10 protein-coding genes are annotated in these 14550 nt (G+C 73.2%); 3 read left to right on the plus strand and 7 right to left on the minus strand.

All coding sequences use genetic code 11. The annotated features are described in order from the left end of the window. Positions 1–7: 7 nt before the first annotated feature. The 3 genes from BEK98_RS04360 to BEK98_RS04370 form a co-directional block, all read right to left on the minus strand. On the minus strand, positions 8–3268 hold the full coding sequence (locus tag BEK98_RS04360) for a caspase, EACC1-associated type (protein ID WP_107428251.1): 3261 nt from the start codon (positions 3266–3268) through the stop codon (positions 8–10). Further along, a complete protein-coding gene (locus tag BEK98_RS04365; RefSeq protein WP_244201741.1) occupies positions 3265–3711 on the minus strand; it encodes an effector-associated constant component EACC1 in 447 nt (148 codons plus the stop codon). The genes BEK98_RS04360 and BEK98_RS04365 overlap by 4 nt, the downstream gene beginning before the upstream one ends. A gap of 117 nt (positions 3712–3828) precedes the next feature. Continuing rightward, positions 3829–4155: a DUF5955 family protein gene (locus tag BEK98_RS04370; RefSeq protein WP_094215011.1), complete on the minus strand. Its 327-nt coding sequence runs from the start codon at positions 4153–4155 to the stop codon at positions 3829–3831. Positions 4156–4285: 130 nt separating this feature from the next. On the opposite strand from BEK98_RS04370, the gene BEK98_RS04375 reads away from it, so the two are divergent. Together BEK98_RS04375 and aceB are read left to right on the plus strand one after the other, a co-directional pair. Then, the gene (locus tag BEK98_RS04375) at positions 4286–4903 is read left to right on the plus strand and encodes a nucleotidyltransferase family protein (RefSeq protein WP_094215012.1); all 618 of its coding nucleotides are present in this window, start codon (positions 4286–4288) and stop codon (positions 4901–4903) included. A 184-nt stretch (positions 4904–5087) separates the two neighbouring features. Beyond that, positions 5088–6713, plus strand: a complete 1626-nt coding sequence (gene aceB / locus BEK98_RS04380; protein ID WP_094215013.1) for a malate synthase A — start codon at positions 5088–5090, stop codon at positions 6711–6713. Positions 6714–6756: 43 nt separating this feature from the next. Here aceB and BEK98_RS04385 read toward each other — a convergent pair whose 3' ends face one another. From BEK98_RS04385 to BEK98_RS04395, 3 genes are read right to left on the minus strand one after another with little or no spacing between them, the layout of a single operon-like run. Next, the gene (locus BEK98_RS04385) at positions 6757–10332 is read right to left on the minus strand and encodes an nSTAND1 domain-containing NTPase (protein WP_094215014.1); all 3576 of its coding nucleotides are present in this window, start codon (positions 10330–10332) and stop codon (positions 6757–6759) included. A 28-nt stretch (positions 10333–10360) separates the two neighbouring features. Further along, positions 10361–10639, minus strand: a complete 279-nt coding sequence (locus BEK98_RS04390; protein ID WP_094215015.1) for an Rdx family protein — start codon at positions 10637–10639, stop codon at positions 10361–10363. Continuing rightward, positions 10636–11550, minus strand: a complete 915-nt coding sequence (locus BEK98_RS04395) for a HipA family kinase (protein ID WP_094215016.1) — start codon at positions 11548–11550, stop codon at positions 10636–10638. Before BEK98_RS04395 ends, BEK98_RS04390 begins: the two co-directional genes overlap by 4 nt. Positions 11551–11818: 268 nt before the next feature. Between BEK98_RS04395 and BEK98_RS04400 the strand changes: the two genes are divergently transcribed. Further along, on the plus strand, positions 11819–13033 hold the full coding sequence (locus BEK98_RS04400) for an FAD-dependent monooxygenase (RefSeq protein WP_094215017.1): 1215 nt from the start codon (positions 11819–11821) through the stop codon (positions 13031–13033). On the opposite strand, the gene BEK98_RS04405 is transcribed toward BEK98_RS04400, so the two are convergent. Next, positions 13030–14535 carry an IucA/IucC family protein gene (locus tag BEK98_RS04405; RefSeq protein ID WP_094215018.1) on the minus strand — a complete coding sequence of 502 codons (1506 nt, stop codon included), beginning with the start codon at positions 14533–14535 and terminating at the stop codon, positions 13030–13032. The two genes, BEK98_RS04400 and BEK98_RS04405, sit on opposite strands and share 4 nt — an antisense overlap. Between the last annotated feature and the right edge of the window lie 15 nt (positions 14536–14550).

A 14550-nucleotide genomic window follows, 5' to 3' on the forward strand; every position in this document is an offset into this window, starting at 1 on the left:
CCCGGCGTCAGGGCTGCTTCAAGGTGAAGCGTGAGATCGCGTGGGGGTCGTTCGCCGGGAACGTGACGACCTCGCCCTTGTCGGTCAGGGCGACGAAGACACGGCTGCTGTCCGGGCTGACCGCGATGTCCGAGGCCAGGCCGGGGAGATCGACGGGCCTGGCCAGGGTCCTCATCGTGGCGGTGTCGATGACGAAGAGCTGTCCGTCGTAGTCCTGGTTTGCCACGTAGAGGCGGCGGCCGTCGGGGCTGACCGCCACCCGGTGACCGAAGAAGCTCAGTGGCACGCTCGTCCGGCCCTCGACCGTGCCGGTCCGCGTGTCCACGGCCACGACGGTGCTGGTGTCCTTGCCGTCCTCCACCACGTAGAGGCGGGAGTCGTCGATGGGGTCGAAAGCCAGGTCGACGGCCTCGTCGGCGAGCTGGACGGGGCTGCCGACGGGCTTGCCGTCGGCCAGGCCGTACCCGGTGACCGTGCTGCCCTTGCCCGTGTAGATCCGGGTGCCTTCGTTGTTCACCGCGGCGACCTGCCACCCCTTGCCGGGGGTGACGGTACGTACGGTGAGCTTGACGTTCTTGGTGTCGATCGCCGACCAGGCCCCGGAGGGAGTGCCGGCCACCCAGGCTCGGTCCCCGGTGGTGACGTGGATCATGGAGGGCCTGCCGCTCAGTCGCAGGGGATCGCCGAAGGGCTCCATCTCCTCGGTGGCGACGACCGTCACGGTGCCGCCATAGGGCTGGGCCAGATACAGATAGCGTCCGTCCCTCGTGAGCGCCGCGTCGTTCGCGGCCTTCACGAGGAGCGTGCGGCGCCCGGTCGTCCGGCCCGTCGCCGGATCCAGCACCGTGACCTCTCCCGACAGACCCTCGGGCTTCTCCTGCGAGGCCCGGCGCAGCAGACTCACCACATAGAGCCGGTCGCCGTGCGGGCTGAGCACCAGGTCGAGCGGCTGCACCGCGACACGCGCGCGGTGCAGCCGGACATCGACGACGGCACCGGCCGAGCCCGCCAGCAGGGGCAGGACGACCAGCGCCGCCATCAGAACTCTCCCTCGCGGTCGCGCCACGGGCCGCTCGGCCGTCCTGGCCCAGCGGGCCAGTACGGTCGTGAGCAGCAGCAGGGCCACCAGGGCCCCGGCGGCGAGCGCGACGTTGTCGAGGGACTCCTGGTAGAACGAGGTGAATCGCGCCCGGGTGGCGGCGGCCACCGCCAGGGTGCCCGCGGCCCAGCCCAGCACCAGGCAGTAGCCGAACCGGCGCGGAGCCACGGCCGCCGCGCACCCGGGCACCGCGAGCGCGGCCACCACGACCACCACGAAGGCGTGGGAGCTCAGCGCGAGATCCGGGTAGTCGAAGTACTCCCGCAGCCCCGCGGACTCGTCCAGCAGCAGTACGCCGGCCAGGGCTCCGACGACGGCCACACCGCAGGCCGTGCCCACCACCACGTAGCTCCACAGCGCCCGGGGCGGCCGGAGGTCGAAGCGCACCTCCGGGTTCCTGATCAGGGCGGCCAGGGCGAGGCATGCGGCGGCCAGGAGTGCGGCGTGCGCGGCGAGTCCCAACGGGATGGCCGCGTCCGGCGCATGCGGATCACCGGCGGCCGACCCGGCGAAGTACACCAGCCCCCACAGCGAGGCGGTCGCGGCCCCGAGCACCAGGCCCGGTCCGGTCAGCGCTCCAGCGCGGGGGACCAGGGTGCACACTCCCCCGGCAAGAGCGACCCCGGCCAGGCCGGCCAAGTACCAGGTGATGCTGCCCCACTCCTCGGAGGAGAACCGGGCGTATGCCTCGTTGCGCTGCAGCAGCGCTCCCATCGTCAGCGCGACCGCGAGCAGGGCCGACCCACCGCAGAGCGTCCGGAGACTCAACGCGCGCGTGAGCGTTCGGAGCCACTGCAGGCCGCTCGACGCGGCTGCAGGCCACCAGTCCGCCAAGACCACCCACGCTTCGACAAGCGCAACTACGAGAGCCGTCGGCAGCGGTCCGGTCTCCGCGGGCGCGTCGCCCTGCGCCCGCGGAGACGGCGCTGTCCGGGCATCCGCGCCGCCGGGCCGCGATGGCACCGGCGTCACCCGCGCACCCATCCCACCGGGCTGCGATCCCATCGGCGTCGCCTGCGTACCCTCCCCGCCGGACTGCGAACCCACCGGCGTCCGGGCCCCCGCGCCACCCCGCTGCGATCCCACAGGCGTCACCCGCGCATCCACCCCACCGGGCTGCGGCGGCACCGGCGTCACCCGCACACCCTCCCCAGCCGGCTGCGACGGCACCGGCCTCTCCCGCACACCCTCCCCACCCGGCCGCGGGACCACCACCGGCGTCGCGGTGCCCGCCCCGCCCAGCAGCCGTTCCGCCGCCTGGGACACCATGCGGCTGTCGTCTTCCGCCAGCCGCCCGATCTCCTGCTCCACCTTGGCTCGGACCACCTCGTTCCCCAGCCGGCGCAGATGGTCGAGCACCTCCAGCGCGGACAGGCGTTCGGCCGCGAGCGGGCTCGCCAGGGCGTGGCCGAGATGGGCGGGCAGCGACCAGTTGACGTTGCGGGCGATGACGATCCGGCCCTCGACGCTGTTCCGCATCATCGGCCGCTGCTGCGGCATCTCGTCGATCACGTGGTCGTGGACGTAGCGGTACAGCTCGTCCATGGTGATGTTGCCGTCGCCGTCCAGGTCGGCGCTGCCCTCACGCAGGCCCTCGACGAGGTGGCGGGTGAAGACCGACTGGTCGGCGGAGCCGCTGAGCCGGTCGCCCTCGAACGCGTACCTGATGGCGTCGGACGCAGTGAGCACGATCTGGCCCGAGCCGTGGAACTGTGCGAACGTGTGCACCCCGTCGTCGGCCCTGGGGACGCGGCCCTCCGGGTAGGCCCCGCTGTAGCAGCAGTCCAGGATCAGCACCTTGCGGCGCGAGGCGCAGTCGGACAGGGCCTGGTCGACCTGCGCGGCGGGCAGCGAGGTGAACAGCGGGCGTTCCCTGCGCGTGTTCCGCATCGCCAGATACAGGCGGCCGTCCTCGTCCTTGAGGCCGTGGCCGGTGAAGTAGAGCAGCACGAGGTCGTCGGTGCGGCGGCCCTCGAAGAGGTCGGCCACCGCCTCGCCGACCCGGTGGTGGGGTTCATTGACGAGCGTTCTGACGTCGAATCCGGCGATCTCCGGGTCGCGCAGCACCGCGGCGAGCGCCTCGACGTCGTGGGCCGGGGCGGTCAGCCGCCGCAGCCCTGGGTCCTCGTGTTCGTAGGTGGCGATCAGCAGCGCCAACCGGCGGCTCATGACGCGTCGGAGTCCGTGCGGTGTCCGTCGGTGTGGCGGCGTACGAAGGCCTCGACGAGGGCGGCCCGCTCCGCATCGGTGGGACCCGGGAGTTCCAGGGTGTCGCCGTCGATGGTGACGACGAGGACGTCCCGTTCGGAGCGGCGCGCGAGCCAGTCGCTGAGGGTGCCGACCAGTGCCGTGAGTACGCCACCGGAAGCGCTCAGCGCGACGATGATCGCGCCGATGGTGACCGGGTCGCCTTTCGCGCCGGGCGGGGGCGGCGGTCCGGCCGACTCCGCGGCGACCGAGATGACGCCCCTCAACTCCTTTATCTCTCTTCGGAGTTGCCGGGTGATCCGGTCCGCTCTGGCGGGGTCGGTGTCCGGATCCAGGTCGATCCGAAGCCATACGGTCGGTTCGGGGTCCGGGGCGGACTCGTCCCACAGGCTCGTCGCGTTCATACACAGCCCCCCGTTTTCGTATGACCATCGACGCGGCGTATCGACAGTGTGGCGGGCTGGAGGAGACGGCCGCAGTCTTTCGTGGAAGTTGTCAACCGAGCTTGACGGAAGGCCGGTTCAACCGCCCGGCCGGTCGCGCGGCGGCTCCCCGAACAGGTCCACCGCCTCCCGCACCCCCGACAGGCCCCGCGCCAGCGCGCTCACCGAGCCGATCGCACCCGCTATCAGTAACAGGGACCTGCGCAGGCGTGGGATCTCCGGCATACCGCCGGCGGCCATCGCGGCCAGGGTGGCCAGTTCGTCCTCGGCTATGTCCCGGTCGGGGAACTCCGACGGGAGTGCCGCCAGCTCGCGGCGCAGGCGGGACACGGCGGTCCGCAGTTCCGCCACTCTGGTGTCCTCGTCGCTGCCGGTCACCGACCTCTGCCCCAAGCTCCGCAACACAGCCCTCCCCCCTCGCACGCCCTCGTGCGCGGGCCAGTAAACGCCACGCCGTGCGGCGGCGCCACAGCGCGGACCGAAATTCAGCCCAAGGAAACCGGCCGCCGCGGCCCGCGTCAGGTATGCAGGACGCATGACGCACAAGCGGGACCCACGGGACCCACACGAGCAGATCGCCGGGCTGCTGCTCGCGGCCGGCGGCGGCAGACGGCTCGGCGGGCGGCCCAAGGCGTTGCTGGAGCACCGGGGGCGCCCCCTGGTGGAACACGCGGTCGGCGTGCTGCGCGCGGCCGGATGCGGCCGGATCCACGTCGTGCTCGGGGCGCAGGCGGACGACGTCCGGGAGCGGGCCGAGCTGAGCGGCTGCGTGCTGGTCGACAACCCCGACTGGGCCGAGGGCATGGGCTCCTCCCTGCGCGCCGGGCTCGGTTCGCTCGCCGGTACGGGGGTGCGCGCGGCGCTGGTGAGCCTGGTCGACCAGCCGGGGATCGGGCCGGATGCGGTGACCCGGGTACTCGGTGCGTACGAGGGCGACGGGTCGCTGGTCTCGGCCGCCTACGACGGCGAGCGCGGGCATCCGGTCCTGTTCGGCGCGGCCCACTGGGCGGGCATCGCGGCGACCGCCACCGGCGACCGCGGGGCCCGCGCCTACCTGAAGGAACACGCCTCGGCGGTCCGGCTCGTGGAGTGTGCGGACGTGGCCGAGCCGTACGACATCGACACCGAGGCCGACCTGAGCCACCTTGAGTGAACGGGGTGGCACCGAGCGCCACCTTGCCTCGACCCAGAGAATCTCGATATCAACAAACCATTGAAGTTCCACAATGAGGAAACTAGTATCCACTGCTCAGAAGCGTCCGACCGCACAGCGGGCGCTCACCGCCCTATTCGTGCCACTTGGCACCCGGTGCCACCGCTGAAGGAAGTGACAGCTCATGTCCGCACCAGCGCCGTCCCCGCTGGCCATCGTCGACGCCGAGCCCCTGCCCCGGCAGGAGGAGGTCCTCACCGACGCGGCGCTCGCCTTCGTGGCGGAGCTGCACCAGCGGTTCACCCCGCGCCGTGACGACCTCCTCGCCCGCCGAGCGGACCGCCGCGCCGAGATCGCCCGCACCTCCACGCTCGACTTCCTCCCGGAGACGGCCGCCGTCCGCGCGGACGACTCCTGGAAGGTCGCCCCGGCCCCGGCCGCGCTGAACGACCGGCGCGTCGAGATCACCGGCCCCACCGACCGCAAGATGACCATCAACGCGCTCAACTCGGGCGCCAAGGTCTGGCTCGCCGACTTCGAGGACGCCTCCGCGCCCACCTGGGAGAACGTGGTCCTCGGCCAGATCAACCTGGTCGACGCCTACACCCGGACCATCGACTTCACGGACGAGCGCACCGGCAAGTCGTACGCCCTGCGCCCGAACGAGGAGCTGGCGACCGTCGTCATGCGCCCGCGCGGCTGGCACCTGAACGAGCGCCACCTCGTCGACGCCGACGGCAAGCCGGTCCCCGGCGCCTTCGTCGACTTCGGCCTGTACTTCTTCCACAACGCCCAGCGCCTGCTGGACCTCGGCAAGGGCCCGTACTTCTACCTGCCCAAGACCGAGTCGCACCTCGAGGCCCGCCTGTGGAACGAGGTGTTCGTCTTCGCGCAGGACTACCTCGGCATCCCGCAGGGCACCATCCGCGCCACCGTCCTGATCGAGACGATCACGGCGGCGTACGAGATGGAGGAGATCCTCTACGAACTCCGCGATCACGCCGCGGGTCTGAACGCCGGCCGCTGGGACTACCTGTTCTCCATCGTGAAGAACTTCCGTGACGGCGGGGCGAAGTTCGTGCTGCCGGACCGCAACGCCGTGACCATGACGGCCCCGTTCATGCGGGCGTACACCGAACTCCTCGTCCGCACCTGCCACAAGCGCGGCGCGCACGCGATCGGCGGCATGGCGGCGTTCATCCCGTCGCGCCGGGACGCCGAGGTCAACAAGGTCGCGTTCGAGAAGGTCCGCGCCGACAAGGACCGCGAGGCGAACGACGGCTTCGACGGCTCCTGGGTCGCCCACCCCGACCTGGTCCCGATCGCCATGGAGTCCTTCGACCGGGTCCTCGGCGACAAGCCCAACCAGAAGGACCGACTGCGCGAGGACGTCCGCGTCGAGGCGGCCGACCTCATCGCCATCGACTCGCTGGAGGCGAAGCCGACGTACCACGGTCTCGTCAACGCCGTCCAGGTCGGCATCCGGTACATCGAGGCCTGGCTGCGCGGCCTCGGCGCGGTCGCCATCTTCAACCTGATGGAGGACGCGGCCACCGCCGAGATCTCCCGCTCCCAGATCTGGCAGTGGATCAACGCGGGCGTCGAGTTCGAGAACGGCGACCGGGCCACCCCGGAGCTGGCCCGCAAGGTCGCCGCCGAGGAACTGGACGCCATCCGCAAGGAGATCGGCGAGGAGGCCTTCGCGGCCGGCCACTGGCAGGAGGCCCACGACCTGCTGCTCCAGGTGTCCCTCGACGAGGACTACGCCGACTTCCTCACCCTGCCGGCGTACGAGCAGCTGCGCGGCTGACATCCCGGAGAACGCCCCCGGCACCGCTCGGCGCCGGGGGCGTTCACGTGGGCAGCCCGTGGCGCCGGCGCTCCTCGGCGGTCAGCTCGGCCGGCTCGGCCGCGACCCGTTCCAGGAGCGCTTCGCAAGTCCGGGCGTCCGTGCCGTCGGGCAGCGACCAGGTGTAGCGGCGGTGGTCCTCGCCGATCACGACGAACGAGCGGCCGTCGCCGGACCAGTACGCGTCCAGCGGCACCCGGCACGCCAGCCTGGACACGGCCTGGCACGCTCCCGTCTCCGCCCGCCAGAAGGCGACCCACCCGTCCCCCGCGGTCGCGAGCAGGCGTCCGTCGGGGGACCACAGGAGTACGGCGGCCCTGCCGTAGGTGGCGGCGGAGCGCACCAAGGGTGTGCCGTCGCCGGCGGCGCAGATCCGTACGGCCGACTCCCCGTCGAGGAAGGCGAGCCGGCGTCCGTCGGGCGACCAGCAGGCCGCGCCGGCGCTTGCCCCCTCTCCTACGGGGATGTCCAGCAGCCGACGCCCGGTCGAGGCGTCCCGGACGACCAGGGGGCCCTCTCTCTCGGCGGTCGCCAGACGACGGCCGTCGGGGCTCCAGGCCGGCATCCCGGTGCCGCGCTCGATGTCCTCGGTCCGGGCGGTACGGCTCCCGGTCACGGGGTCCCAGACCTCGATGCGGTAGGTGGCCGTCACGAAGTCATGGCTGACGGTGGCGAGGAGCGAACCGTCCGGGGACCACAGCACGCCGTCCACCATGTCGTACGCCGTGGACATCGCGGCAGCACAGCGGCCCGAGGCGGGGTCCACGATCTCCACCCGGCCGCCGGCGAAGGAGACCGCCAGCCGGTCCGCCCCCGGCCGCCAGGCGAGCAGCACCGGCTTCGGATCGCGAGCCGTGACGACCTTCCGCGGTCCGGCGCCGGTGCCGGGCTCCGTCACATGCACGGCATCGCCTCCCTGCACGGTGGCGGCCACCCGCCCGGCTTCCGACGAGACGCTGCGCAGCAGACCGCCCGGCAGCGGCCGGGGACGCCACGAGCCGTGATCACCGATCCACACGCCGCTGAACCGCGACCGCCAGGCGAAGCAGCCGCTGTCGGCGCGCCAGGCGATCTCCTCGGCGCCCCAGGGGACGCGCAGCCGGCGCAGCAGCGTGTGGTCGGCGACCCGCCACACCGTGATCGCCGCGCTCGCTCCCCGGCCGGCGTCGGACACCGCCGCGGCCACCAGCTCTCCGTCGGGCGACCAGAAGACACCACCGACTTCCGCTCCGGTGTCCCACTCGTCCAGGACCGTGCCGTCCTCGGCGGCCCTGATCCGCAGGGTCCGGCCGGACACCTCGGCCGCTCGACGGCCGTCCGGGGCCCAGGCGAACCACGAGGTGGTGCCCGGGAGTTCGTCGTCGCCCCTGACGAGACGCCAGGCCGGGTCGCCGTCCGGCAGGCGTACGACGTTCAGCTCGTTCCAGGCGAACAGCGCGAGGCGGGAGCCGTCGGGCGACCACGCCAGCGCCTTGACCGGCGGCGCCTCGTAGGAGTGCCGCACCTCCGCGAGCCGTCCCTGCGGCACCGGCGTGAAGTCGATGATGTCGACGCCGGTGTGGGCCAGCTGGGCGGCGGCACGCCAGCCGTCCGGTGACAGCCCGAGCGCCCGGTCTCCGAAGGGACCTGCCGCGGCCGTGGCGGACCAGAACTCCGGAGCGTCGAAGCGCCTTACGGCGAGCTTCTCACGGGTGTCCACCCAGTAGACGTCCCCGCCGATGCCCGCGCCTCGCAACTCCCCGAGCCCCAAGGACTCCTGGGCGACCAGGTCACCACGAGCCGTCCAGGTACACAGATCGCCCTCCGCCCCTATCGTCCGCAGCTGCCCGCTCCCCGGATCCCAGCCGAACGCGAGAACTTCCCCCGCGTGCCCGAGTCCGAGGCTGTCGACCACCGGGTCGTGTCCGATCCCCCACAGCGTCAGCGCGACCTTCTCGGTCGCCCTGAACTCCCGTGCCGCCGCGGCCACCAGCCCCAGCGCCAACCGGCGCTCCCCGCGCAGCGCGTAGGCCTGCTGTGCCCGTTCCGCGAGGTCGTCGGCGCGCTCCCCTGCGGCCGTCTCCGCCCTGGCCCGGGAGGCGGCGACCAGCTCGGCGAGGGCCGGGGAGGTGCCGTGCACAGCGACCAGCTCCCGTGCCTGCGCGAGCCGCTGCCCGTGCAGCAGGTCATCCGCGGACCGGTCGTTCGCCAGCCAGGCCGCTGCCCGGCGTTCGAGGTCCGTGAGGCGGCGCAGTACGTCCCGGTGACGTTCCGTCAGCTCCCGTAGCCGGGGCCAGTGCCGCAGCAGCGCCTCGTGGACCAGGTCACAGGCCTCGCCCTCGTCGACGTCCGTCACCAGACGGGCCTGGCGCAGGTCCTCGACGACCGCCAGTCCGGCCGCGTCCAGGGACGCTCTGCGCACGGACTGCCGGGAGAAGCCCCGTTCGTCCCAGGCGACGAACCTCAGCAGCACCGCCTCCACCCGCTGTTCGGGATGCTCGGCGACGAGCCGCGCGTAGGTGCCCTCCGCGTACCGGGCGATGGCCTGGGACAGCGGGCCGGTCCGCGCCAGCAGGTCCGGCCCGATGACGTGGTCCGGGCCCGCCGCCTCGTACAGATCGCGCAGGACCTGGCCGAGCAGGGGCAGGGCGTCGCCCTCGGTGGCCTCGACCACCAGGTCGTCCACCACCTCCTCGGCGATGTCCGCGCCCGCGGCCCGCGCCGGGCCCGCGATGACCGCCCGGGTCTGCCGCGAGGTGAGCGTGCCGAGCGGGAAGCGGGTGCGCAGGAGGTCGTCGTACGGCCGCAGTTCGGGGTCGTGCAGGAAGCCGGACGGCAGCGTGAGGACCAGGTGGAGCTGCGGGTGGGAGCGTACGGCGGTCCGTAACGCCCGCAGGAACAGCTCGCGTTCCGTGGGCGAGGTCATCCGGACGACGTCCTCGAACTGGTCGATCGCGAGGACGATCCGCGCCCGGTGTCCCTGGGCGGCCGCTCCCAGCGCGGCCGAAAAGACCGTCAGTTCGCTTCCGGTCAAAGCTTCTCGGCGCAACTCGCGGGCGAGGCGTACGGCCGTGTCGCCCTGCCGTTCGGCGGAGCGCGGGGTCAGGGCCTGCGCCAGGGCGAGGAAGGGGCTGGAGCCGGGTCTGAGCGGGCCGAGGACCGCCCAGCGGCGGCGCCTGAGGTCCGGCAGGAGTCCCGCCGCCACGAACGAGGACTTTCCGCAGCCGGACGGGCCGACCACGGTGAGCACGCGCTGCGCGGGCGAGCGGGCGGCGGTCAGGGCGCGCACCGCGTCCCGGGTCTCGTCCTCACGGCCGAAGAAGACGTCCGCGCGGTCCTCGGCGAAGGCCTCCAGACCGGGATACGGGCTGTCGTCCCGCGTCCAGGGCACCCGGCGCCGCTCCCGCCACCGCTGCCCGAGTTCCCGGGCGACCACGGCGGCGACGCCGGCCGGAAGCCACACGGCGGCGTAGCGGTTCACGGCGCGCAGCGGCGCCCACCAGCCGTCCGGGTCCGCGGTGAGGAGGTTGGTGCCGACGCCGAAGACCAGTCCTAAAAGCAGCGACGTGAGGTCGAGGCTCGTCCTCCGGGTTACCTTCACCGGGCGGCGGCCGCCGGCCGGGCCGGTATCACTCGGCGGCCCTGTCCGAGTGGCCCAGCGGCTTTCCCGGGGCCACCCGGTCGCGGACGAGGCGCTTGACCGCCGTCGGCTCCGGGAAGCCCTGTTCGCGGCGGTCCCAGACGACCTCGTCGTTCACGCGGACGACGAAGACACCGCCGGTGCCGGGCTTGAGCGACAGCTCGGTCAGCTCGGTCTCGAAGGTGGTGAGCAGCTCCTGTGCCAGCCAGGCCGCGCGGGGCAGCCAGCGGCACTGGGTGCAGTACTCGATCTGGACGCGGTGGGTCATCCGAGGTGCACCGACCAATCCTGTTCCGCCGCCGGCTTGCCGTGCAGGTCGGGGACCCGCTTGAGCCAGGCCGGGCGGCCCTGCTGGGTCTTCGCCGCGCGGGCGGCCTCCTCGGCCGCGAGTTCCGCGCGGCTCGGGAAGTCGGTGGGCAGCCACTCCTGGGACAGCCGTACGCGCGTGAGGAGGTAGTCGACATAGGCGGCGCGTACGTCGTCGGGCGTGGCGAAACCGGCGTCCTCGGCCAGCCAGGGGTCCGGCACCTCGGCGACGACGGCCCGCAGCAGTTCCTCGGTCACGCGGGGGGCCAGTTCGGCGTCGGCGGCCCGGACGTCGGGGGCGTAGTGGCCGAGGGCGTGGTGGCGGAAGTCGTACTTCTTGCCCGGGGTCGTGGTGTCCCAGCGGTGGTGGAAGACGAGGGCGGCGCCGTGATCGATGAGCCACAGGCGCGGGGGCACGGTGCCGAGCGTCGGCCAGACCATCAGGTTGGAGCTGTGGACCGTGCGGTCCACGTTGACGGTGAGGGCGTCGAGCCAGACGATCCGGCCCGCCTCCAGGGGGTCCACGGGGAAGACCTTCGCGATCTCGGGCGTGAAGTCCTTCGCACCCGGCAGATAGTCCATCCCGAGGTTGACGCCCGCGCTGGCCCCGTGCAGGTCGCGCACCTCCTGGTGCGGCTCGTCGTCGGCGATGGCCGGGTCGAAGTGGACCAGGACCAGTTCGGGGAAGCGCAGGCCGAGCGCGCGGGCGAGTTCGCCGACGATCACCTCGGCGACCAGTGCCTTGTGGCCCTGTGCCGAGCCGGTGAACTTCACGACGTACGTGCCGAGGTCGTCGGCCTCGACGACTCCGGGCACGGAGCCGCCGGACCTGAGCGGGGTCACGTATCGAACAGCAGTCACGTCGCGCAGCACACCGGCCAGCGTAAGCGCTCCGCGTGGGGTGCCGCGATGGGCCGTCGGTCGGCCGATGCGCCGTTGTGGCTGGTCGCGCCCGCCACGGAGTCGCATGTCGAGCACAGCCCCGCGCCCCTCACGGGGCGCTGCGGCGCACCGGCCGGAGTGAGCCGGGGCGGGATCCGGCCGTCGGTGCGGATTCCGGAGGCCGGGTGATCGCCGGGCTGGCAGCATGGTCTCGCGCGGCGTACCGGACCGGCGCCGGGGGACGACGAGGAGACTCGCAATGCGTGGTGGCAGGGTCGCGGTCGTGGGCGGCAGCATCGCGGGATGCGCGGCGGCGCTCGCGCTGGGGCGGGGCGGGGCCGAGGGGATCACGGTGTACGAGCGTGCGGCGGGCCGCCTGGCCGACCGCGGAGTCGGGCTCGCCGTACACAACGCCCGCTACGCGGAACTGGAGGCGGCGGGCCATCTCGACGCCTCGATGCCGTGGGTCCGGCTCGTGCGCCGCCGCTGGTACGTCCGGGACGACACGGCGGCGAACGGCCCGCTGGGCCGCGAGATCGCCGTGATGCCCTTCCCGTTCCGCACCTACAACTGGGGCCCGCTCTGGCACGCACTGCGTCGCCGGGTGCCCGAGGCGGCGGACTTCCGGCCCGGCTCGGCGGTCGAGGCGGTCGAGGTGACACCGGACGGCGCCGAGGTGCACGCCGGCGGGCGCACCGAGCGGTACGACGTGGTGATCGGCGCGGACGGCTACCGCTCGGCGGTGCGTACGGCCGTGTGCGCCGATGTCCGCCCCGAGTACGCCGGATACCTGGCCTGGCGCGGCGCCTACCCATCGGCCCGGCTGCGCGACCCCGAGCTGTGGGCCGAGGACGAGTGCGGCTACGTCGTCTTCGAGGGCGGCCATCTCATCGTGTACCGGATCCCGGACGGGACCGACGGCGGCCACCGGGTCAACTGGGTCCTGTACACGGCCCCGCCGCCGGGCCTCGACCAGGGCCTCCAGACCCCCACGAGCCTGCCTCCGGGCACCGCGGGCGACGGACTGCGCACCCATCTGGCGTACGTCGCCGCCGAGTTGCTGCCTCCTTACTGGGGCGACCTGGTACGGGCGACGACCCACGACGAGCTGTTCCTCCAGCCCATGTACGACTTCACGGCGCCCCGTTACGCGGTGGGCCGCGCGCTGCTCATGGGCGACGCGGCCGCTGTCGCGCGCCCGCACACCGGCGCGGGTGCCGTCAAGGCGCTCCAGGACGCCACGGTCCTGGAGTCGGCCCTGACGTCGACGGCCACCTGGTCCGACGCCCTGGCCGCCTACGACGCCGCACGCGCGCCCGCCGGCCGGGTCATGGTCGACCTGGGGCGACGGCTCGGCCGGGCCCTGGTCCAGGAGACCCCGGACTGGCGGACGCTCGACCGGACGGGACTGGAGACCTGGTGGAAGCAGGCGGACGGGACCGGGGCGTTCGGCGGGCGGGAGCTGACGGACTAACCCCTTTCGGCCAGCGGGTTCGGCAGCGGCAGATAGCGGGCGTCCGCGCCGTCCGCGTGTGTCCAGCGCAGCAGCAGGTTGGTCTTGCCGGGCAGGGTCGGTGCGGTGAGCAGGGCGGGGATCTCGGGCAGGTCGTGGCGGGCGAGTTCGCGGCGGGCGGCGGGCCACGGGTCGAGGCCGGGGTGGTGTTCGGCGAGGGCGGCGGCGATCTCGCTGAGATGGTTGACGACCAGGCAGTAGACGAGTCGCTCCCAGCCGGCGGTCCGGGGGACGTCCGGCAGCACCTTGGCGCCCTCGGCGTCCCGGAACAGTACCTGCACGGGCGTGCCGGCCGCGTCCACGGCGACCAGGGTGTTCTGCAGATGCGCCTCGAGGACGACCCCGTGGGCGTCGAACGCCGTGAGGGCGGGCGGGATCACCTGCCGCAGGTACGCCTCCCACCAGGCGTCCGGATCGGCCGTGGCGGCCAGTGGGCTGCCCTCGAAGCCCTCCGCGAGCCCGGCCGCGAGCAGCGGGGTGGCATCCGGCAGGAGGTGGCCGCGCAGCCCGTCCCGCACGAGCACGGCCAGCTCCTCGAAGGCGAAGGCGGCGGTGCGGTAGCCGCGGTCGCTCAGCCAGGCCGCGGGCGGGCCCATGGCGGCGAAGGCGGCGCCGGCGGCCGTGTCGGTGCGGTGCAGTTTCAGGAGGTCGTGGCGCCACAGCCGGCGGATGTCGTTGGTGATGCGCACGTCGAGGCTGAACTTCAGGAACAGGTCGCGCCGGGGCTCGTACACCGTGCGGATGGCCGCCGTCGGCCAGGCGTCGAAGGCGGTGGTGCCGAGCCGGACCAGGCGGCCGTCGGCGAAGGCCGGGGCGAGGTCGCGGGCGACGAGGTCGAGCTGCCAGGGGTGGGCGGGCAGCAGCCGGTAGCCGGGCGGGGCCGTGCCGAGGGCGTCCAGGGCGCTGGTGTCGCCCTCCTCGGCCACCTGGTCCTCGCGGACGCCGAGCAGCACCAGCGGGAAGTGCGCGTGCGCCTCGGGGGCGTACGGCAGCCAGGACGCGACCGGGCCGCCGCCGCGGGCCTTGGGAGCCGGGTGGTAGGGGTGGCCGGTGATCAGGGACTGCTCGGAGCGCAGGTACGGGTCCTCGGGCGCCGTGGCCCGGGTACGGGCGGTGAGCAGGGCGGCGATCGCGTCCCGGCTGTCGATCATCTCGGCGGGCAGGTCGCCGTTGGACAGCCCGGTGTGCCGGCGCAGCTCCTCGGCGACCAGTTTGACCAGCTCGGAGTGGCCGAGGCGGTGCCAGTCCCCGGCAGCGTGCACCTCGGGGTCGGCGGGCCGCCGCCCCGGCTTTACGCGCAGCAGGCGGCCGGTGCCGGGCAGCCGGAAGACCGGCCGTGGCCCTGGGGACTGATGCGGCTCGGCGACCTCGCGCAGCAGGCAGTTGAGCAGGGGTGCGGCCGCGTACGCGTCGGCACGCTGTCCGACGGTGTCGGCGGGAGGCTTGAGGTCCACGCGATCCATTCGTTCTTCGTCCTG

Origin of the sequence: Streptomyces diastatochromogenes, from assembly GCF_002242805.1 — a bacterium.
Classification (GTDB): Bacteria; Actinomycetota; Actinomycetes; order Streptomycetales; family Streptomycetaceae; genus Streptomyces; species Streptomyces diastatochromogenes.